This is a genomic window from Rhodopseudomonas palustris, assembly GCF_007005445.1.
Classification (GTDB): Bacteria; Pseudomonadota; Alphaproteobacteria; order Rhizobiales; family Xanthobacteraceae; genus Rhodopseudomonas; species Rhodopseudomonas palustris_G.
In genome coordinates, this window is the sequence record NZ_CP041387.1 from 1,692,820 (window position 1) to 1,712,965 (window position 20,146).

Below are 20,146 nucleotides of genomic sequence, written 5' to 3' on the forward strand. Positions count from 1 at the left end.
GGGAGCGAGCATGGATCTGGGATTGAAGGGCGCCAAGGTACTGGTCACCGGCGGCACCAAAGGCATCGGGCGGGCGATCGCCGAAACCTTCGCGGCGGAAGGCGCGCATGTCGGCCTGTGCGCGCGCAATGCGGCAGAGGTCGACAGCGCGGTAGCGGCGCTGCAGGCGACCGGCGCGTCCGCCTTCGGCGGCGCGGTGGATGTGTCCGATGGGCCGGGGTTGAAGGCATGGGTCGCCGACATGGCGGCCAAGCTCGGCGGCATCGATGTGGTGGTCGCCAATGTCAGCGCGCTGGCGATCGGCTCGGACGAAGAGAGCTGGGCCAAGGGCTTTACCACCGACATGATGGGCACTGTGCGGCTGGTCGATGCAGCGATGCCGTACCTCGAACAGAGTCAGCAGCCGGCGATCGTCACCGTCTCCAGCGTCTCGGGCCGTGAGATCGACTTCGCGGCGGGGCCCTACGGCACCTTCAAGGCGGCGATCATCCACTACACCCAGGGCCTCGCCTATCAGCTCGCCGGCAAGGGAATCCGCGCCAACACCGTCTCGCCCGGCAATACGTATTTCGAGGGCGGGGTGTGGGAGCAGATCAAGAACGGCAACCCCGATCTCTACAACACCGCGCTGGCTCTCAACCCGACCGGCCGGATGGGCACGCCGCAGGAGATGGCGAATGCCGTGGTGTTTCTTGCCAGCCGCGCCGCCAGCTTCATCACCGGCACCAATGTAGTGGTCGATGGCGCGCTCACCCGTGGCGTGCAATTCTGAAGTGCTGCACGTCAAGATAGGCCGGCTTCATTCTGTAGGATGGAATGATGGTATCACCAATTACCTTTGTGGGGTGAGCACGCCCAAATAACCAAGTGCCGCGTGCTGATCAGTTGCGACGCGGCCTTTGGATCAGGCTATACAGCCGCGTTCCGGGTGGTGGGGGCCGCGGTGTCGAGTAGCAGAAGTAACTGCGCGGTCTGTCGATCTGCGACGGAGCTGCTGCGCGCGCGACCGCTTGTCGAGGGCTACGAACTTCGCGACTATCCGTGCCCGCAATGCGGCCGCGTGTTTCAGATCGTCGTCAAGTGCGAGGAAGTTCAGCCGCGGCAACCGCCGCAGCCGGATAAGCCTTGAGCCGGTCGCCGGGGGCGGGCGCGGTGCATTGCACCACGGCCTGATCGACCCGGAGCGTCACCGGATCGCCGACGCTGAGGTCACTCACTCCTGACAGGCGGAGCCGAAGTTTGCGGCCGTCGACCAGCACTGCGCAGGTGCCGCTCGCATTGCGTTCGTCGAGATAGATGCCGGTGACGACAAACGGATCGCTGCGCGCGACGCTGCCGAATGACTCGGCAGGCGTGCCGTCGAACACCACGCGGCCGTGCTCCATCCGCACCAGGCGGTCGGCGAGGCGGAGGATTTCCGAAGGATCGTGGCTGACCAGCAGCGTCGTGGTGGCGAAGCGGCGATGCAGCCGCAGCAGATCGTCCTGCAGCTTGCGTCGCATCGCCGGATCGAGCGCCGACAGCGGCTCGTCGAGCATCAGCAGAGCCGGCCGCCGCGCCAGCACCCGGATCAGCGCCAGCCGCTGCTTCTGGCCACCGGACAGCCGGTCCGGCATGGCGTCGGCGAGGCCATGAAGCTCGACCAGGTGCAGCAGTTCGTCGACCTCGTCGCGACACCGACGTGATCCGATCGCGTAGTCGACGTTGCCTCGCACCGTCATGTTCGGAAACAGCGCGTAGTCCTGAAACACCAGCCCGATCGAGCGCTTCCGCGTCGGCACGTGCAGCCGTGCTGCGGTGTCGCACCAGTGTGTCGCGCCGATGCGGATGCTGCCCTCCGCCGGCCGTGTCAGTCCTGCGGCGGCGCGGAGCAGGGTGGTCTTGCCGGCGCCTGAGGGACCGGTGATCGCCAGCAGCGAGCCGGGCGCGATCGTCAGATCGACGTCGAGCCAGAATGGCCCGGCGGGCCCGCTCAGCGGTGTCCGGATGCGCAGCGCGATGTCGTCGGTCCGATTCTCCATTGCCAGTCCGCCAGTCGATATCGTTATATAGTGAAATATACAACGATTGGCGTCTCTGCTAGCCAAATGCGGCGAGCGGAGCCAAAGGCGAGGGGATTGAAATGGCGTGGGCGGTGAGATCGGCGGTGATGGGCTTGGCTGTGGTGTCGTTTGCGGCGCCGGCCGCCGCGGACGAGACGACGCTGGCCGCGGGCGCCGGCTATCGGCGGCCGATTGCCGAATTGGCGGCAGCCTACGAGAAACAGTCCGGCGACAAGCTGCTGCAGGTGTATGGCCACATGGGGCAGGTGCTGGCGCAGGCGCGCGAGAGCACCCAGATCGCCCTGGTGTGCGGCGACAAGGCGGTGCTGGAGAAGGCCAAGGATCTCGGGTTTGCGCAGATCGCGCCCCTCGGCCTCGGGCGGCTGGTGATCGCCTATCGCAAGGGGCTGGCGCTCGCGAAGCCTGACGACGTGTCGGCGCCCGAGTTCAAGCGAATCGGCATCCCGGATCAGGCCAGCGCCGTCTATGGCAAGGCCGGCCGGCAGTTTCTCGAACGCAGCGGGCTCGCCGCCACGATCGATGCGCGGCTGGTGCCGGTCGCCACCGTGCCGCAGGTGACCAGTTACGTCGCCAGCGGCGAAGTCGATGCCGGCTTCATCAATGCCACCGAGGCGATCGGCGCGGCCGGCAACATCGGCGGCTATGTCGCGGTCGACGGCAAGCTGTACGATCCGGCCGAGATCGTCTGCGGCGTACGTGCGCCGGCCGCGAAGGTGGCCGAGAGCTTTGTGCAATTCCTCGGTACCGAGCAGGCTCGCGCCATCCTGCAGCGCTACGGGCTGTAGGCCGCGATGTTGGCGGCTGCGATCGAAGCGCTGCGCGATCCGGCGCTGATCGCACCCGCTCTGCTGTCGCTCAAGATCGCCGCAGCGACGCTGGTGCTGCACATCGTGTTCGGCACCTTGCTCGGCTGGGCGCTGGCGCAGCGATCCTGGCCGGGTCGCACCGTGCTCGACGCGGTGGTGACGATCCCGCTGGTGTTTCCGCCGATCGCGCTCGGCTTCTTTCTGTTGCTGTTGCTCGGTCGGCGCAGCCCGGTCGGGCAGTGGCTCGACGCCGGCTTCGGCTTCAGCTTCGTGTTCTCGGTCGAAGGCGTTCTGCTGGCCTCGGTGATCGCCGGCCTGCCGCTGGTTGTGAAGCCGATCGAAGCGGCGATCGCCAGCGTGTCCCGAAGCCTGGGCGAGGCGTCACGGACGCTCGGCCGCAATGAGTTCGAGACCTTCCTGTTCGTGATTCTGCCGAACATCCGCGGCGCGATCGTCGCCGGCCTGGTGCTCGGGACAGCGCGGTCGCTCGGCGAGGTCGGCATCACCTTGATGCTCGGGGGCAACATCGTCGGCAAGACCAACACGATCTCGCTCGAGGTCTACAACGCCGTGTTCAATGGCGAATACGGCCGTGCCGCGGTGCTGTCGGCGCTGCTCGGTGCAGTGTCCCTCGTTGTGTTCGGGGTGCTGCGGCGAGCGTCGCGAGCGATTCCCGCTTAGATCGCGCCGCGATCGCGGCCGTCGCTCGGGGCGAGTTTCGCGCTCAGCTTCTCCAGCGAATCCGCCGATGGTGGCGCCTTCTGAAACTCCCGAATCGCTTCGGCGAGTTCCTGGTCGGTCATCGGCGTTGCCGGCTGTCGCAGGCTGCCGGCCGCAAGACCGTTGGCGATCCAGTCGAGGTGTTCGTCCGGTCCGTCGAAGAACTGGCGGATGCGGGCGAGAAACGCTCTGTAGGGCACGGGGCCTCCGATGGTCGAACCTGCGCCAGATCGCTTCTGTGCGCTTCAGACGTTGCCTCGGTTCCTGAAGAGGAACGAGTCTCGGCACTCTAGGCGCCTCGCATCGAGTGGTTTGTGTCTTTTGATACAGAGGATGACGCAGCGTCCGGGAGGCAGCCAGACCGGATTCGCCGGCCTGGCACGGAGCGGACGAATCGACAGCATGAGGTCGCCGCGCGAAAAGGCATCAGGCCGCCTCTCGGGGCAAAGCCGGCGAGGCGAAATTTCGTGAAATATATCAGGGGCTTGGGGTGGCGGAGACGGAGGGATTCGAACCCTCGATAGGGCTTTACAACCCTATAACGGTTTAGCAAACCGCCGCCTTCAGCCACTCGGCCACGTCTCCGGTGCGCTCGATATGCCCGACAGCGCCGCGGCCCGCAAGCAGGATTGCGCGGATTGCAGCCGCGACCTTTGGGCCTGTGCACGGTGATCGCCGCAACACCGGGCGGGAGCCGGCAGAGGACGGGTTCCGAGGCCCACTCTGCAACTCGGATTCGCGCGAAGCGAGGAAACGATTCTCAGGAATCGGCCCGCAGCACGCAGGCAATCGCCATGGTTTACCCCAGTCATCCACGCTCGGGACCTTGTTGCGATGCGGCATCGGTCACGGGTTGCGGTTTTGGAAATTCTGGAAAATCAATAGCTTATTAGGCGACAGGGAGAGGTCTGAGTGTTATTTGTGCAACACCCCTACGAAAACGGGACGCAGAGCATGGCTCCCTTGTTGCGTGTGCATCACTGTTAGGTAATTGTCGTGATGCGACGGAGGGGGGCATCCCGAGGTCGCCCCGTAATAGGTGGTTCGCTTAAGTCCCTCGCGTTCAGCGGGTGTCCGAAGGCGCGAAGCGGCTAGGCGGGTTTCTGGGATTAAGGGGCCAAGGCGGGTGCGTGCACTTTGCGGATCGGAACCTTCCCGACAGAGCAACTTGGAGGTTTACATGAACATCGTTAAGGGCCTTTTCCTCGGCTCAGCGGCGGCGCTCCTCGCCGTTGGCGGCGCGCAGGCCGCTGATCTGCCGTTGAAGGCGAAAGCCGTCGAATACGTGAAGGTCTGCTCGATCTACGGCGCCGGCTTCTACTACATCCCGGGCACCGACACCTGCATCAAGCTCGGCGGCTATCTGCGCGCCGACGTGACCATCGGTGGCGGTTCGGCCTACAACATGCCGGCCTGGAACAGCAACGCCGGCCAGAAGAACCGCCTGTCGAACGACTACATCTTCCGGTCTCGCCAGGATCTGAACATCGACACCCGCACCGCGACCGAATACGGCGTGGTCCGCACCTACTTCGATGCGACCTTCAACTGGACCACCGGCACCGACACGGTCGCCAACGGTCATCTTGGCGTGTACTACGCCTTCGTGCAGTTCGCCGGCTTTACCTTCGGTAAGGCGGTGTCGCAGTTCGATACGCCGTGGACCGGCTATCCGGGCAACAACACCTCGTTCCTGCTCGGCGGCTACGACGACGTCACCGGCATCAACCAGGTGGCCTACACTGCGGAATTCGGCAACGGCGTGTCGGCCTCGATCTCGCTGGAAGATCAGTCGTCCTACCTGCAGTCGGCGCTGTACAACACCTCGTTCGCTCCGAACTTCCTGGCCTACGGCGCCAACTCCTACGCCGGCACCTCGATCCCCGACATCGTCGGCAAGATCCGCGTCGATCAGGCCTGGGGTCTGTTCCAGGTTTCGGCCGCCGCGCATCAGGTTCGCGCCAGCTACTACAACACCGCGCTCGAGACCTCCGGTCATCCGAGCGACACCTGGGGCTATGCGGTCCAGGGCGCTTTGTCGCTCAAGAACCTGCCGACCGGCCCCGGCGACAGCATCAACATCACGGCGACCTACTCGAACGGCGCGACCCGTTACGTGCTGGGCGGCGTGAGCCCGAACTCGTTCGCGATCTACGGCAACAACTCGGTTCCGGGCACCTATCAGAGCGTCGCCTTCGGCGTTGCGGCTGACGGCGTGTTCGCCGGCACCAACAACCTGAACGGCACCGGCATCGAGAAGACCTCTGCGTGGGGCGTCCGTGGTGCGTTCAACCACAACTGGAACCCGAACTGGTCGACCTCGCTGTTCGGCGCCTACACCAAGCTCGACTACAACGGCACTGCGACCGCTCTGATCTGCACCGGTCTCGGCGCCAATGTGGCCGGCTTCAACTGCAACCCGGACTTCGCGATCGCGCAGGTCGGTACCGTCACCCGCTGGACTCCGGTCAAGGGTCTGACCCTGTCGGGCGAAGTGATGTACACCTATCTCGATCAGGCGTCCTCGGGCATCCTGCCGCTGACCGCCGCCGGAACCAAGCCGGCCGCGTTCTACGAGTTCAAGGACCAGGGCGTCTGGAGCGGCAACCTCCGCGTTCAGCGCAACTTCTGATCCTCGCTTCGTAAGCGAGTATCTGATCAACCCCGGCGGGCAACCGCCGGGGTTTTTCGTTGTGGCGGGTCTGACCGCAGGTGTCGGATCGGATGCAGAAGCCGTTGATTCTGTGGCCGGCATCTGCACTCAGCCTGTCGGATCAGGACGCTGCGCCAAAAGTGGCAGGTCTGCTTCAATCAGTCGATGAAGCTCCGGTGCAGTCCGGGACGGGTGAAATACGATTGGCCCCGCAAGGCGCCTGCTCGGATCGCGCGGCTGCTTCCGGGGTGTCGATCATGGCTGGCCGGAAAGGTGCGTCGTTCTATTCGCGACCGGCGCCGCGGCGCAGGTCGGCTTCGATCTGCAGCCGGTGTCCGCCGCCGAAACGTGCACGATACACCTGCAGATTTTCCATGATGCGCTGCACGTAGTTGCGGGTTTCCGAAAACGGGATCAGTTCGACCCAGTCGACGGCGTCGACTTTCGGATCGCGCGGGTCGCCGTAGCGCTCGACCCATTTGCGCACACTGCCGCGGCCGGCGTTGTAGCCGGCGAAGGTCATGATGTAGGAGCCACGATAGTCTTCGATCAGGCCGCCGAGCTCGGCGGCGCCGACCGCCGCGTTGTACACCGAATCGGATTTGAGCCGCTGGAGGTCGAAGCTGCAGCCGTGGCGGCGGCAGACGTATTTGCCGGCGTCGGGCGTCACCTGCATCAGGCCATAGGCGTTGGCCGGAGAAACGACTGCCGGGTTGAAGCCGCTCTCCTGGCGGGCGATCGCATAGACGATCGCGCGTTCGACCTCGGGGCCGACCGACCTGAATTGCGGGATGCCGATCACCGGATATGCGTAATGCTCGAACGGCAGGCCACGATTGAGCGCCGCCTTGCCGACGAGCAGCATCGCGCGAGCATCGTTGTGACGCGCCGCGGTTTCGCTGAGGCCGATCAGGGCGTCGACGTCGCCATTCTCGCCGACGTCGGCGTAGATCGGAATCGCCATGTCGCCTTCGTCGATCGCGTACAGCAGGTTCACCGCGCGGACGACTTCGAGCCGATCGGCGTTGCGGCCGTGGCCGGACGGTGGGCCATTGAGGTCCAGTTGAGGCAGACCGAGCTTGGCGCGCGACAACTGGCCATAATAACTGGTCGAGTGCGCCGCCGATGCGGAATAGGCGGCACGTGCTTCCTGAATGCGGCCGGCGGCCTCCGCGGCGCGCCCCTGCCAATAGCCGGCGCGTGCCAGTGATGTCGGATTGGTGGTTTCGCGGCCCAGCCGGGCGAAGTGCCGCGTCGCGGTGGCTGGATCGCTCAGAAACCGCAGCGCGATCCATCCGGCGGTGAATTCATGCTCGGTCTGATAGACGCTTCTGGTCGGTATGGCCGCATCGCGCGCGACCAGATAGGCCAGACGATAGTCGCCGATGTCGATCAGCTTGCGCGCCACCAGGCGGCGCTCGATCCACCATTCGTCGAGATTGTGCAGCCGGTTCGGGTCGCGCGGCACGGTCAGCATCAGGCGGCCGGCTTCGACGATCTTGTCGTCCCGCCGCAGCACGCGAATCTTGCTGAACAGATAGCCGGGATCGTGATGAAGTTCGGCCGGGACGGCCGCAAGCAGGGCCTTTGCGTTCGACTCCTTCTTCTCGACCGCAATCCGGGCCCGGGCGAGGGCGAGCTGTGCATTGCCGAGTCGCCTTGCGGCGCGCAGCGCTGGTCCGAGATCGTTGCCGTAGAGAAATGCGTCCATCCGCGCCTTGTGGTCGCTCGGCGTGATCAGGGGGCCGAACAGCTCCATCGCGGTGGTTTCGTTCGCCTCGGACATGGTGTCGTTGCGCCAGGCGTCTCGGACCAGTTGCTCGGCCGCGCGGCGGTCGCCGCGCGCCAGCAGCGCACGCGCCAGTGCCAGCTTGCCTTTGCCGATCGAAGGCTGTGCGTCGTTGAAGAAAGCCAGCACGGCCGCGTCGTCGCGCCGGTCGTCCCACAGCGCCGCCTCCGCGCGTCGGCGGAAGAAACTCTGCGACGGCCAACTCGGATTCGCCCGAATGAACGCAGAATAGCGCTCCACACTGACGCCGTTGTTCTCGCTCCGCAGGATCACCCATTCTGCGAGTTTGCGGGCGACGGGATCGGATATCGAGTTCGCGACGTCGGTGGCGTCACCGGGCTTACGCTGGCGAATCAGCTCGACGACCTTTTGCAGCGCGCCGGCATCGGCAGACGAGGTCGCCGTCGTCGCGGCGACGGCCGAGCGATTGGCCGGCTTGTGCAGGGTCGCCGCCGGTGGACGTTGTCGCATCGGTTCGACTGCGTCGGCCGGGCTGGTGACGGCGAGCTTGGTCGACGGTCGCGGGTCGGGCTTCGGCAGCGACTGGGCGGCCACGGGTTTGGGCGCAGTGCTGCCCACCGCCGGCCTCGGTTTCGGCAGAGGCACCTTGTTGGAAGCTGCGAACGCCGCATCGGTGATCCCGGCAACACCAATGCAGAGCGCCAAGGTCGCGGCCGAGGTCAGTAGCGCGGCCGCGAACGGGGGGAGGCGTGTGGGGGATGGATGCAAAGCGCAGTGGCCTCCCTATGGGGGCGATTCGGCAAGTCTGTCAGCATCGGCCGACGGAGTGAAGGCATTCCGCGGAGGCCCCGTGGAATTGCCGAATTTTGTTTGCAGCGATTTAGGGGCAAAAACACGACGCCGCGGTCACGCCGAGGTGAGTCCGATCGCCGCAGGGGGCGGATCGTGGGCGGGAGCCGCGACCGTGTTCGGAAACAGAAACGGCGCCGGTGTCGGCGCCGTTTGGAGATCGATCAACGAGGGATTACGGGCAGGGGTGCCGCCGCCCGTCATAACCGAGATAGGTGCCGGAGGCCGGGTCGTAGGATTTGAAGCGCTTGCGGCAATACGCTTCGGTGCGACGATCGGCGGGCACGACGGTCACGGTCGGCTCGTCGTCATCGTAGTAGTAGTACGGATCGCCGTAATAGCCGTAATAGTAGGGCGATCCGATCACGCCGATTCCGACGCCGGACCAGTATCCGCCGCCCCGCCAGGGCCGGCCATGCCAGCCACCGCCGTGCCAGTGCCGGCCACCACCGTGCCAATGCCGGCCGCCACCTTGCCAGTTGCCACCACCGACCCTCGGACCGACGGGGGCACCGCCGGCGATCGCGCGTCCGGCCAAATCACCGCGGCTGATACCTCCCCCTCCGAACATCGGGCCGCCGCCGCGTGGCCCGCCTCCTGAGAACGCAGGACCGCCGCCGCGCGGGCCGCCGCCGCCGAACGCGGGGCCGCCGCCGACAGCAGGGCCACCGCCGCCGCCGCCCCCTCCAACGGCCGGACCGCCGCCACCGCCGCCGGCCACCGCCGGTCCTTGCGCCAGACTCGGCGCGATGCTCAGGGGAAGGGCGACGACAAAAGCCGCCACGGCAGTCAAGGTCTTAAAATTCATCATTTTTCGGCTCCATCGACGGGAATTGCCCGGAACACCCGCTCTCGCTCTCAACCCGGTCGGATCGCGGTCGTTCCGGTCACTCGCCGCCGTCGAGCAAAGCTGATCAGATCCCGCTGTATAGAGGCTGAATGAATTGCGGTGATTTTGCGGAGCCTGCTCCGGCTTGTTCGCAGGCATTCGCAACGGCTGCTGGACAATCGGTTCGGCGGGTGGCATCAGGGAAACTGCTGTCGCCGAGGGATGGGCCGAGATGAAACTGTTTTTGCTGCGGATTTTTACCTGGTGGAACGGCTTCACGTTCGGCACCCAGCTCTGGACCTGGCGGTTCGGCGAGCTGGTCGGTACCGATGACCAGGGCAACCGCTACTTCCGCACCAAAGGCGGCAAGATCGACCCCACCCTCGGCTTCGAGCGGCGCTGGGTGCTGTACAACGGCTATGCCGAGCCGAGCCGCGTGCCGCCGGAATGGCACGGCTGGCTGCACAACGTCGTCGACGTGCCGCCGACCGAAGAGAGCTACACGCCGCGCGAGTGGATGCAGCCGCACCAGCCGAACCTGACCGGCACGCCGCTGGCGCACCGGCCGACCGGCTCGACGCTGTCGATCGGCCGCCGGCCGAAGGCGACCGGCGACTATCAGCCCTGGACTCCGGGCGCCTGAAATTTGTCTCGCTGTCGCGGCCGATCAGCCCGCCGGCAGCCTCTCTCGTGACAGCCGATCCGACGCACGCTTGACAGCATCGACACGGCGCTGACGCGCCCCCTGCATCCGCTGCTTTAACATCGCCACCACCTCTTGCGGCGCGGTGTCCGGCGAACCGGCGTTGAACGGCGGCGCCGGATTGTACTCCAGCATTAATTGAATCGCCTGCGCGGTCGGGCGGTCGGCCAGCAGCTCCGCCAGGGTCAGCGCAAAGTCGATTCCAGCAGTCACCCCGCCGCCGCTGATGCGGTTGCGGTCGATGCAGACGCGCGACCGCTCCGGAATCGCACCGAACGCCTTCAGATCCTCCAGCGCCGACCAGTGCGTCGTGGCGCGGTAGCCGCGCAGCAGGCCTGCCGCGCCGAGCACCAGCGCGCCGGTGCAGACGGAGGTGAGATAGCGCGCCTGTTCCGCCTGACGGCGCAGGAAGGCGAGGGTGTCCTCGTCGTTGACCAGATCGTCGGTGCCGGCGCCGCCGGGTACGCAGATCACATCGAGCTGCGGACAGCCCGCGAAGTCGATGGTCGGCGGCAGCATCAGCGCGGTGTCGCTGGTGACCGGGGCCATCATCTTGGCCACCAGATACACTTTCGCGTTCGGCAACCTCGAGAACACCTGCAGCGGCCCGGTGAGGTCGAGCTGCGTCAGGTTCGGAAACAGCAGCAGTCCGATGGTCGTGGTGGTCATGTTGGTCTCCGTGAAACGGCCTGGCGCGCGTCAGCGCTTGACGGAGCCAATCTGGCATGCTCGGCTGTTGACCGAAATGGTATATTTCCCTCGTTTTCAGACAAACCCTCAGCGAGGCGCTTCATGATCGGCGTGCTGATCTATCCGGATTTCCAACTGCTCGATGCCGCAGGGCCAATCGCGGCGTTCGAGATCGCTGCACGCTACGCGAAGCTGGCGCCTGCCATCAGAGTGATGGCGGCAGAGGCCGGAGCGGTGCGTAGTTCATCAGGCGTCGAGCTGCTGGCGCGTGGCCTGCGCCACGATCGGACGATGCGGACGCTGATCGTCGCCGGCGGTGAAGGGGTTCGCGCGGCGGCGCGGTGTCCACGGCTGCAAGCCTTCCTGAAGGCCGCCGCGAAGCGCGGCTGCCGCATTGCCAGCGTCTGCTCCGGCGCCTATGTGCTGGCCGAAGCCGGACTGCTCGATGGCCGGCGCGCCACCACGCATTGGGGGCGCAGCCGCGACTTCCGGATGCGCTATCCGCAGGTTCGGCTGGAGCCGGACCGGATCTTCGTGCGCGACGGCGAGGTGTGGACCTCGGCCGGCATCAGCGCCGGCATCGATCTGGCATTGGCGATCGTCGCCGAGGACTATTCCGACGCGATCGCGCGCGATGTCGCGCGGCAGTTGGTGGTGGCGCAGCGCCGCGCCGGCGGTCAGTCGCAGTTCTCGTCGCTGGTCGAGCTGCAGGCGCCGTCCGGGCGGTTCGCCGGACTGCTGTCGTGGATGCGCGAACATCTGGACACGCCGCTCACGGTCGAGCAATTGGCCGAGCAGGCGGGGATGAGCACGCGGCATTTCGCCCGCGCGTTTCGGGATGAAACCGGCACCACGCCGTCGAAGGCGGTGGAGCGGCTGCGGCTGGAGGTGGCGCGCAGCCGGGTGCAGGCATCGGGCGAAGCGATCGAACTGGTCGCACAGGCCACCGGCTTCGGCGATCCGGAGCGGATGCGCCGCGCCTTCATCCGCGCCTTCGGTCACCCGCCGCAAGCGCTGCGCCGCGCCGCGAAGGCGGCGTGACGATCGCGGCGGCTCCGGTGGTCAGGCCAGCACCGGCGCGGTCTCGGCGTGAATCCGTTCGGCCTCGGCGTTGAGCGCCGTCATCGCCTGGGTCAGCTCGGGATAGACGTCGTCGTCGATCGTGACGACGCCGTAGTTGGAGTCCTCGCCGTCCCAGCGGCCCTGCGCCGGTTGATCGGCGTGCAGGAACCAATGATAGCCGATCAGTGCCGGATGGCGCAGCGCTGCGGTGGTGTAGCGCGTGAAACCTTCCGCGCGCTCCCGCTGCGTCGGCGTTCGCGGGCCTGCGCCGTGCGTATTGGGGAGTCCTGCATCGTCGCCGCGGAACGAGTATTCGCCGATCAGGCACGGTCGCCCGGTGTCGGCGTAGCCGTCGATCACCGCGTCCGGCAGCGGATCGTAGCAATTGACGCTGATCACGTCGCAGTATCTGCCGGCCGCATCGACGACGTCCTGCGGCGGCACGTAGGCGAACCTGGCGCCGAGCACGAGGTGATTGGGATCGGCCGCATGGATCGCGGCGGCGCTGACCGACAGATAGCGCTCGGCCAGCAGCCCGGCGAAGGCATCGCAATCGGCGAAGTAAGTGTGCGCGATCGGATCGTGCTCCTGCGCCCGATCGTTGGTGAAGAAGTTGCGGCTGAACGGCGGCGCCTGCAGCGGCGCGGCGGCGAGATCGTCCCACGATGAGAGAGCGCATTGCCACGCCGCATTGAACTGATCGATGCCGTCGTAGCGGTTTTTCAGGAGCGCCAACGCGGCGCGGCGCGAGAATGGTGCCCCCATCGCGCGAAGGATGGTCGGCAGCAGTTCGTTTTCGCCGCGCCAATCCGGTCCCCACGGCAACTCGTTATCGGTGAACCAGCCGAGCACGTGCGGATCGTGGCTCTGCGGCGTGCAGACCTTGCGTGCGTGCGCGCGTGCGAACTGCTCGAATTCCGGATCGAAGATGTCGCACAGCGGCCAGCCGCCGCGCTGTTCGCCGAAGGCGGTCGCGACATAGACGACGCCGGCGGCGGAGGCGAGGGGCACGGCGCCGACGTGTGCGACCTCCGGCTCGGACCAGGCGCCGAGCGTGTTGAAGCCCCAGGAGGCGAGGCGGTCCGCCGCGACGCGGCGCCACGCTTCGCGGCTGCCGTATTTGCGGGTGCAGGCTTCGCGATACGGCCGGCGATCCGTGCCCTGAACGTTGTCATGGTCGAATTGCACCGAGACGACGCCCTTGGACAGGAAGCGACCGCCGTCCGGATCGACAAACCACCACACGCCGTCGATCTGTTCGGTTCGGAAAAAACCGCTGGCTTCGGCCTTGCGATCGGCAAGGCCGCCCCAGCGCGTGCGTGCAAGTTCAGTCATTCCGTCGTGACGACCGGCGCCTGCGCGCCGCTGCTCCCTGTTGACCGCGCAAATCCTCGGACGGCCGGAGCGCGGTCACGTTGACGCCGGTCAATGCCGTCCTGCGGCTAAAGCGCCTTCAGCCAGTCGCCGATCTCGCGCACCGCGACGTTGGCCTGCGGCAGCAGCTTGCCCATGGTGAAGAAGCCGTGGAATTGGCCCGGATAGGTCCGATGCACCACCGGGACGCCGGCGTCGGCGAGGCGACGGGCGTATTCGTCGCCTTCGTCGCGGAGCGGATCGGCGCCGGCGGTGATGACGAAGGCCGGCGGCAGGCCCGCGAGGGTTTCGGCGCGCGCCGGCGAGGCGCGCCAGTCGTCGGCATCCCGCGCGCCGCCCAGATAGTGATCGCGAAACCAGCGGATCACCGAATGGGTCAACAGCACGCTGGTCTCCGGTTCGTTGTGCGAAGGGTGCTGCATCGAGAAATCGGTGGCGGGATAGATCAGCACCTGACCGGCGAGCAACGGTCCGCCGTGATCACGGGCGTGCAGCGCGATCACGGCGGAGAGATTGCCGCCGGCGCTGTCGCCACCGACGCTGAGCTGTTCGGGATCGATGCCGAGCTTTTTGGCGTTGTCGGCGATCCAGCGCGTCGCGGCGATCGCATCGTCGACGGCAGCGGGGAATTTGTGCTCGGGCGCGAGCCGGTAGTCGACCGAGACCACCAGCAGCTCGCCGTCATGGGCGATGCCGCGGCACACCACGTCGTGAGTGTCGAGATCGCCGATCACCCAGCCGCCGCCGTGGAAGAACACCAGCGCCGGCGACAGGCCGTCGTCCTGGCGCAGGGTTTTCGGCGTATAGACCCGCGCCGGAATGTCGCCGGCCGGGCCGGGAAGGGTGATCGACTGGACCGACGCCATCTCCGGCGGCTCAGGATTGCTGACCAGCCGCGCCGCCGAGTAGTAGGCGCGCGCTTCGCTTGCGCTCAGCGTCTCGTAGGCGGGGCGGCCGGCGTCCTGGAAGGCCTTGTAAACGGCAGCGGCGTCGGGATCGAGCTTGGCGGGCATGGGGCTTCCTCGTGCTTCCCGGTTCGAGCCGGGGCTTGCTTATTCGCCGGCGGTCAGGCCCGCCGGGATTTGAAACCAATATCTCAGGAGTTCCTCGCAATAGCCAGCCGGCCGACCGGAGCGGCCACGCCCTTTCCCCGCCGTTTACGCCTTGCAATCGGATTAGTAGTAGAATTAGTCGGTTGCGAATATTTGCGTGCCAGCCTGTACCAGGTTGCGCGCAACTAGAATGCAACCAAGAATCGGGATTATGATCCTGTTTGCGCCCTTTCTTACTGCTCTTTTCAGTCTCCTTGCGCATCAAGATGCATGCGGCAGCATGAAGCTGCTGACGAAACATACGCACCAATCGGCTTAGAAATTCGTGATGACCAAGCGTCCATTCTTCGAGGCTGGGTACAAGCTCTCCAGCCACTCGCCGCAGGGACATCGATCAGCATATGAAATTTGGCCCATCTTCGGTCAGTCCAAATGAATTTAGAGACTGCTCCTAATGTACCATTGGTTGAGCGAATGTCCGATGTTGCAATTTTTCGACGACGCCAATTACAACATGTTGGAGCGCACCCACTTCGAAGTTGTAGAACATAGTCCCTTATGAGGCCGGAGATTATTGTGGAGCCTTTGCCGCAGCTGCCAGATTTTGGCCCCGACGTCCTCAAGATGTTTCAAATTTTTCATCCTTACGCATTCGACAAGACAGCAAAGGCCTTTTTGGCTGGACAGCGTTTCGTCCACTACACGAGCGCGGACAACGCCCTGAAGATGTTCCGTAATCGGGAAGTGTGGATGCGGAAATCAACTTGTATGAATGATTTTATGGAAATTCAGCACGGCTTCGCTTGTCTTAAGGCATCAACTGAAGTGCATGTTGCCGACCTAAAACGTATATTCGATGGGATGTTTCCAGGCTTCAACGATAAGCTCGTATCTGCGTTCAATAGCTGGCTGCCTGCATTTAACAACGATACCTACATCGCCTGCCTGTCAGAGCACGATACTTCTGAGGATCGGCTTGGTCGTTTGTCGATGTGGCGGGCTTATGGTGGATCCGCAGGAGTCGCTGTCGTCCTTAACGGAGCGCCTTTTATCAGGCCAAGCGATGCTCTTAAGGCCTACACGAGCCCAGTTGCCTATCTTGACCAGGATGGGTTCGATCGGGAGTTCGTGCGCTTCATTGAATCAGTCGAGGCCAATTCCGATTTTGTGAAGGGATTGGGTGAAGCAGCAGTCCTTGGACGCGTTTTCGAAGTCTTTCGATCGGCCATGCTTTGCACTAAACACCCTGGCTTCCATGAGGAACGTGAATGGCGTGTCATCTACAGCCCGAGCTACATGAAGTCGAGCTACGTCAAAGCGGAAATCGAGTCGGTAAACGGAACGCCGCAGCCCGTTTGCAAAATTCCTCTCGCCAATATCCCGGACAAAGGCCTTACAGGGATTGAGATCCCTGAACTAGTTGAACGGGTGATCATAGGTCCAACTAAGTATCCTCGGGTCATTCAAGAGGCCTTCAGCATACTGCTTTCATCGATTGATATGCCAGATGCAGCAAGCCGCGTGACCGTGTCCGATATTCCGCTGCGTAACTAATTTAGTAGTGTCATAAACCTCGATAGAGGGGAAACTTGGGTCGTAATTGTGTGGTTGTCGGATGTCATCACAACTGCCGATTTAATCGGGTCGGTCGGCTGACGAATGCCAGGAGGATGACGGCGGGATTATCCCTGATTGGGGTGACGGTTTCCAGCATCACGTACCGCGCGCGCTGTACAGTCCATTCGTAGTTCTGTTCGGGCAGAATCTCACCGATCAGCCTGAGGATGGCGTCCTCGCTTGGTGCGATGCGCCAGCGGGAAGTTCATATAGGTCAGCACATTGACCCCAGCGTCGTCGAGGAAAGCGGCGGCTTCGGCTGCTTCTCGGCCAAAAGGCGCGGCTCCAGGAAGCCGGGCAAGTAGCTCCCTTTACGCAGTTTCGGGATGCGCAACTCGATCGTGCCGGCCCATGTCTCCAGTCGCTATCACGGTAGCCGTTGCGCTGGCCAGCCGCTCCGGCATCTTCTCGCCTGAGCCCGGTTAGGCTGCCGACCTACTTCCATCAGTCGCCGGGCGGCAAAGCCGATCCTCTCGCTCAGCAGATTGGCGTCTGGTGTCTTCGGTCATTCTCCTGTGGCATTGGCGTGTCGCAACCGATCCTACCGGGCGGCTCGTCGATGACCGCCGCTCGCTACGGCGCTATGATAGGGAAGCTCGCGAGCGGCCAGACTATGCAGCTAAAGCACGATCGGGGACATGCCCTCATCCTCCCAACGATGACTTCATCGGTGAGCCAATCTGCATAGGAAAGGTCACGCGTGATCAGTGGTGGCGACAGTCCAAAAAATCGAAGCGACATCGTCATCCATGGGACAGGCGGTGAACAGAAAAGATCGGTACCAACTTCGTACAAGAAACGCGCGAAAACAGCGTGAACGAGACGCGAACATTCGTCAGCAGATGGATTGATTTTGCTGCGAAAAATCGTTCTGCCGTAGACCCGCCGTATTCCCCGTGTTAACCGGGCCAATGCGAGCGGCCCGAAGCTGTAGAATGTCGCAAGCCTGATTCGTCGATTGAAGCCGCGCGGAATGTCCCGAAGCCTGAGCCTAGTCGGTCTTGCGGCGTTGATCGTCGCCCCGTTGATCGCGTTTGCGCCTCCCGCGCAAGCGCAGATCGGCAACATCTTCTCGGATCCGCCGCCGCGGCCGCCGGGCATGGTGCCGCGTGGCGCGCCGCCGCCTGCCGACGACGAGGAGGAAGAGGTGCCGGATCTGCCGCCGCAGGGGCGGGTGCTGCCGGCTCCGAACCGCGCCATGCAAGGCTCGGCGATGCCGGGCCCGGTGCAGTCGCAGCCGCTGCCGCCGCCGCCCGGCTCGACGGTGATCCCGCAGACTTCGCCGCCGGTTCCGGCCGAGCCGAACACAGGCGTGGCCAATGCACCGGCCGCGACCAATCCGCTGCCCGGCCTGCCGCCGGGCCAACGCCAGCCGCGTGGCACGCCGCAGACCAATCCGCCGCCGGCCCCGGCGACCTTGCAGCCCGGCGACGAGATCGTCACCGAGCCGCCGGCGCAGAAGATCGTCAACAAGAAGGCGAGCTTCACCGGGCTCGACAAGATCACCGGCCGCACCATCAGCTTCGATGCGGACATCGGCGAAACGGTGCAATTCGGCGCGTTGCGGGTGAAGACCGACGCCTGTTACACTCGGCCGTCGACCGAGGCGACCAATACCGACGCCTTCGTCGAGGTCGACGAAATCACGCTGCAGGGCGAAGTGAAGCGGATCTTTTCCGGCTGGATGTTCGCAGCCAGCCCCGGTCTGCATGCCGTCGAACACCCGATCTACGACATCTGGCTGACCGACTGTAAGGGTCCGGAGACGCCGAACGTCGCCAGTGCGCAGCCCGAGCCCCCGAAGCCGGCCTCGCAGTCTCAACAGCGTCGCCGTCCGCAACAGCCGTCACAGCAAACGCTGCAGCCGCCGTCATCACTGCAGCCGGCGCCGCAGCCCCAGCGCCCGCAACGCTCCCTGCCGCCGCCGCTGCCGGGTTTCCAGCAGTAATATCGAAACAGCATTCAGCTTCGCGAGGCGATGACCGCCAGCGCTTCGGCGCCCGTCACCGGCCGATCGCTCGGCAGTGCATCGAAGGTGGCTTCGCCTTCGAGCGCGTCGTCGAGCAGCGAGCGGTAGCGCAGCCGCGGCACTTCGATGGCGCCGAAGCTCTTCAGGTGATCGGTGACGAACTGGGTGTCGAGCAGGGTGTAGCCGCCGGCAAGCAGACGCGCGACGAGGTGGACCAGCGCCACCTTCGAAGCGTCGCGAACGCGGTGGAACATGCTCTCGCCGAAGAACGCCCGGCCGAGGCTGACGCCGTACAGGCCGCCGGCGAGATCGCCGTCCTGCCAGACCTCGACGCTGTGGCAATGGCCGATGTCGTGCAGGCCGATATACAGCTCGCGAATCCTGCGGTTGATCCAGGTGTCGTCGCGGCCCGGCTGGGGCGCGGCACAGCCGTCGATCACCGCCCTGAAGTCGCGATCGACGGTGACCGTGAAGGCATCCGACCGCACCGTGCGGGCGAGCCGTGAGGTGACGCGGAAGCCGCCGAGCGGAATGATGCCGCGCATGTCCGGTTCCACCCAGAACAGCGACGGGTCGTCGATGCTCTCGGCCATCGGAAAGATGCCGCAGGCGTAGGCGCGCAGCAGCACGTCGGGGGTAATTTCGGAAGCGGCGGAGTCGCGTGAAGCCATGCACCAAGCATAGCACGACGATGAAAGGGCGCGACTCCGCGGGACTGCTTGCGATGAGGCTGTCTGCGATCACTCAGTGCGGCAGGTCGGGTGACCAGCCGATCAACCACAGCATTGCGAAGAACGCGACGAAATACGCGATTCCGACGTGCCAGCCGTGGCGCAGCCATAGCGCCACCGACTTGCCCTCGGGAAACATGTTTGTGATCGCGACGCCGGCCGACGAGCCGAACCACATCATCGAGCCGCCGAAGCCGACCGCGTAGGCCAGGAAGCCCCAGTCGTAGCCGCCCTGTTTCAGCGCCAGCGCGGTGAGCGGGATGTTGTCGAAGCCGGCCGATACGAAGCCGAGGCCAAGCGCGGTCTGCCAGCTCGCGCCAGGCAGCTCTTCGACCGGCATCAGCGAGGCCGTAGTGACCAGCGCCAGCAGGAAGATCGTCCCCTTGAAGGTTGCTGGCATCAGCTCCCAGTCGGGACGGCGCAGCGGCGCGGCGAGCAGGATCACTGCCCAGACGGTGAGGCCCAGCACCGGCGCATGGTCGAGCAGAGCCGGGAATTTTATGTTCGCGGTGACGTTGGCGGTGAGGGCTGCGATCAGGATCGTGGCCACGATGCCAACCCGCACCCACTCGATCTGCAGACCCTTCGGGGCATTCTTGACGATCGGCGAGAACCGCTGCTGCTGGATCGACGCCGGCACCGCGAACAGGGCCAGTGCGATACCGGCAGCGACGTAAGCGTCGAGGACCTCGAGCGGACTTATGCCGGCGATCCACATCATCGTTGTGGTGGTGTCGCCGACCACGCTGCCGGACCCGCCGGCGTTCGATGCGGCGACGATCGCGGCGAGGTAACCGATGTGGACCCGGCCGCGGAACACGTGCCGCGCCATCATGCCGCCGATCAGTGCCGCGGCGATGTTGTCGAGGAAGCTCGACAGCACGAACACCAGGCCGAGCAGCACCACCGGCCCTTTCCAATCGTCGGGGAGCAGCGCCGGCATCTCGTCGGGAATGCCGCTTTTCTCGAAATGCGCCGACAGCAGCGCAAAGCCCATCAGCAGCAGGAACAGGTTCGCCAGCGTCACCCATTCGTGCTGCATGTGCAGCGCCAGGCCGGACAGGCCGACGCCGGTCTTGAAGCCGGCGAACGCCAGCTTGTAGCCGACCACGGTGGTCAGGCCGGCCAGCGCGATCAGCAAGGTGTGGCGGTGGAAGATCGCAACCCCGACCAGTGTGGCCGCGAACAAGACGAAATCGAGCGGGATGCCGAAGATCAGGATCGGTGTCACGGCAGCCTCGTGCAGGGCGGGACGCCCTCTAGCGCCTCCTCGTCCCA

Annotated in this window: 17 protein-coding genes, 1 tRNA gene and 1 pseudogene; 8 read left to right on the forward strand and 11 right to left on the reverse strand. The window is 65.0% G+C overall.

Annotated features, from left to right (window positions below; genetic code table 11):
* Positions 1-10: 10 nt before the first annotated feature.
* Complete coding sequence (locus tag FLL57_RS07680) at positions 11-772, forward strand: SDR family NAD(P)-dependent oxidoreductase (RefSeq protein WP_142882581.1); 762 nt, start codon at positions 11-13, stop codon at positions 770-772.
* 304 nt (positions 773-1,076) lie between these two features.
* Here the strand turns inward: FLL57_RS07680 and FLL57_RS07685 are convergent, their stop codons facing one another.
* Entirely contained in the window at positions 1,077-2,021 is a 945-nt protein-coding gene (locus tag FLL57_RS07685; protein ID WP_047309678.1) for an ABC transporter ATP-binding protein, read from the reverse strand.
* Positions 2,022-2,122: 101 nt separating this feature from the next.
* Between FLL57_RS07685 and modA the strand changes: the two genes are divergently transcribed.
* Positions 2,123-2,848, forward strand: a complete 726-nt coding sequence (modA, locus tag FLL57_RS07690; RefSeq protein ID WP_047309679.1) for a molybdate ABC transporter substrate-binding protein — start codon at positions 2,123-2,125, stop codon at positions 2,846-2,848.
* Between the two features lie 6 nt (positions 2,849-2,854).
* On the forward strand, positions 2,855-3,550 hold the full coding sequence (gene modB, locus FLL57_RS07695) for a molybdate ABC transporter permease subunit (protein ID WP_047309680.1): 696 nt from the start codon (positions 2,855-2,857) through the stop codon (positions 3,548-3,550).
* Here modB and FLL57_RS07700 read toward each other — a convergent pair.
* Positions 3,547-3,789, reverse strand: a complete 243-nt coding sequence (locus tag FLL57_RS07700; protein WP_047309681.1) for a hypothetical protein — start codon at positions 3,787-3,789, stop codon at positions 3,547-3,549. The genes modB and FLL57_RS07700 overlap by 4 nt on opposite strands.
* Positions 3,790-4,080: 291 nt before the next feature.
* Positions 4,081-4,174: transfer RNA gene (locus tag FLL57_RS07705), tRNA-Ser, on the reverse strand.
* A gap of 595 nt (positions 4,175-4,769) precedes the next feature.
* On the opposite strand from FLL57_RS07705, the gene FLL57_RS07710 reads away from it, so the two are divergent.
* Positions 4,770-6,221 (forward strand): porin, encoded by a 1,452-nt coding sequence (locus FLL57_RS07710; protein ID WP_142882582.1) that lies wholly within the window; start codon positions 4,770-4,772, stop codon positions 6,219-6,221.
* A gap of 304 nt (positions 6,222-6,525) precedes the next feature.
* Here the strand turns inward: FLL57_RS07710 and FLL57_RS07715 are convergent, their stop codons facing one another.
* Both FLL57_RS07715 and FLL57_RS07720 read right to left on the reverse strand, forming a co-directional pair.
* Complete coding sequence (locus tag FLL57_RS07715; protein ID WP_142882583.1) at positions 6,526-8,760, reverse strand: lytic transglycosylase domain-containing protein; 2,235 nt, start codon at positions 8,758-8,760, stop codon at positions 6,526-6,528.
* Between the two features lie 256 nt (positions 8,761-9,016).
* Positions 9,017-9,652, reverse strand: coding sequence for a BA14K family protein (locus FLL57_RS07720; protein ID WP_142882584.1), 636 nt, complete (start codon positions 9,650-9,652; stop codon positions 9,017-9,019).
* Positions 9,653-9,902: 250 nt separating this feature from the next.
* Between FLL57_RS07720 and FLL57_RS07725 the strand changes: the two genes are divergently transcribed.
* A complete protein-coding gene (locus FLL57_RS07725) occupies positions 9,903-10,313 on the forward strand; it encodes an NADH:ubiquinone oxidoreductase subunit NDUFA12 (RefSeq protein WP_047309460.1) in 411 nt (136 codons plus the stop codon).
* Positions 10,314-10,337: 24 nt separating this feature from the next.
* On the opposite strand, the gene FLL57_RS07730 is transcribed toward FLL57_RS07725, so the two are convergent.
* Positions 10,338-11,042, reverse strand: a complete 705-nt coding sequence (locus FLL57_RS07730) for a DJ-1/PfpI family protein (RefSeq protein ID WP_142882585.1) — start codon at positions 11,040-11,042, stop codon at positions 10,338-10,340.
* A gap of 123 nt (positions 11,043-11,165) precedes the next feature.
* Between FLL57_RS07730 and FLL57_RS07735 the strand changes: the two genes are divergently transcribed.
* Entirely contained in the window at positions 11,166-12,104 is a 939-nt protein-coding gene (locus FLL57_RS07735) for a GlxA family transcriptional regulator (RefSeq protein ID WP_142882586.1), read from the forward strand.
* 21 nt (positions 12,105-12,125) lie between these two features.
* Here FLL57_RS07735 and FLL57_RS07740 read toward each other — a convergent pair whose 3' ends face one another.
* Entirely contained in the window at positions 12,126-13,460 is a 1,335-nt protein-coding gene (locus FLL57_RS07740; protein WP_142882587.1) for an agarase, read from the reverse strand.
* A gap of 107 nt (positions 13,461-13,567) precedes the next feature.
* A complete protein-coding gene (locus FLL57_RS07745; protein ID WP_142882588.1) occupies positions 13,568-14,512 on the reverse strand; it encodes an alpha/beta hydrolase in 945 nt (314 codons plus the stop codon).
* A 615-nt stretch (positions 14,513-15,127) separates the two neighbouring features.
* Between FLL57_RS07745 and FLL57_RS07750 the strand changes: the two genes are divergently transcribed.
* On the forward strand, positions 15,128-16,105 hold the full coding sequence (locus FLL57_RS07750) for a DUF2971 domain-containing protein (RefSeq protein ID WP_185966200.1): 978 nt from the start codon (positions 15,128-15,130) through the stop codon (positions 16,103-16,105).
* 325 nt (positions 16,106-16,430) lie between these two features.
* Here FLL57_RS07750 and FLL57_RS23520 read toward each other — a convergent pair.
* Positions 16,431-16,652, reverse strand: a pseudogene (locus tag FLL57_RS23520) (transposase); the annotation flags it as partial.
* Between the two features lie 489 nt (positions 16,653-17,141).
* Here FLL57_RS23520 and FLL57_RS07760 point away from each other — a divergent pair.
* Positions 17,142-18,116: a DUF2155 domain-containing protein gene (locus FLL57_RS07760; RefSeq protein WP_013502779.1), complete on the forward strand. Its 975-nt coding sequence runs from the start codon at positions 17,142-17,144 to the stop codon at positions 18,114-18,116.
* 14 nt (positions 18,117-18,130) lie between these two features.
* Here FLL57_RS07760 and aat read toward each other — a convergent pair whose 3' ends face one another.
* Both aat and FLL57_RS07770 read right to left on the reverse strand, forming a co-directional pair.
* Positions 18,131-18,808 (reverse strand): leucyl/phenylalanyl-tRNA--protein transferase, encoded by a 678-nt coding sequence (aat, locus tag FLL57_RS07765; protein WP_142882590.1) that lies wholly within the window; start codon positions 18,806-18,808, stop codon positions 18,131-18,133.
* 73 nt (positions 18,809-18,881) lie between these two features.
* Entirely contained in the window at positions 18,882-20,099 is a 1,218-nt protein-coding gene (locus FLL57_RS07770) for a citrate transporter (protein ID WP_142882591.1), read from the reverse strand.
* Between the last annotated feature and the right edge of the window lie 47 nt (positions 20,100-20,146).

Coding starts and splice junctions, on each gene's coding strand:
- FLL57_RS07680 (WP_142882581.1), top strand. CDS start 11: ATGGATCTGGGATTGAAGGGCGCCAAGGTACTGGTCACCGGCGGCACC.
- FLL57_RS07685 (WP_047309678.1), bottom strand. CDS start 2,021: ATGGAGAATCGGACCGACGACATCGCGCTGCGCATCCGGACACCGCTG.
- modA (WP_047309679.1), top strand. CDS start 2,123: ATGGCGTGGGCGGTGAGATCGGCGGTGATGGGCTTGGCTGTGGTGTCG.
- modB (WP_047309680.1), top strand. CDS start 2,855: ATGTTGGCGGCTGCGATCGAAGCGCTGCGCGATCCGGCGCTGATCGCA.
- FLL57_RS07710 (WP_142882582.1), top strand. CDS start 4,770: ATGAACATCGTTAAGGGCCTTTTCCTCGGCTCAGCGGCGGCGCTCCTC.
- FLL57_RS07720 (WP_142882584.1), bottom strand. CDS start 9,652: ATGATGAATTTTAAGACCTTGACTGCCGTGGCGGCTTTTGTCGTCGCC.
- FLL57_RS07725 (WP_047309460.1), top strand. CDS start 9,903: ATGAAACTGTTTTTGCTGCGGATTTTTACCTGGTGGAACGGCTTCACG.
- FLL57_RS07730 (WP_142882585.1), bottom strand. CDS start 11,042: ATGACCACCACGACCATCGGACTGCTGCTGTTTCCGAACCTGACGCAG.
- FLL57_RS07735 (WP_142882586.1), top strand. CDS start 11,166: ATGATCGGCGTGCTGATCTATCCGGATTTCCAACTGCTCGATGCCGCA.
- FLL57_RS07740 (WP_142882587.1), bottom strand. CDS start 13,460: ATGACTGAACTTGCACGCACGCGCTGGGGCGGCCTTGCCGATCGCAAG.
- FLL57_RS07745 (WP_142882588.1), bottom strand. CDS start 14,512: ATGCCCGCCAAGCTCGATCCCGACGCCGCTGCCGTTTACAAGGCCTTC.
- FLL57_RS07760 (WP_013502779.1), top strand. CDS start 17,142: ATGTCCCGAAGCCTGAGCCTAGTCGGTCTTGCGGCGTTGATCGTCGCC.
- aat (WP_142882590.1), bottom strand. CDS start 18,808: ATGGCTTCACGCGACTCCGCCGCTTCCGAAATTACCCCCGACGTGCTG.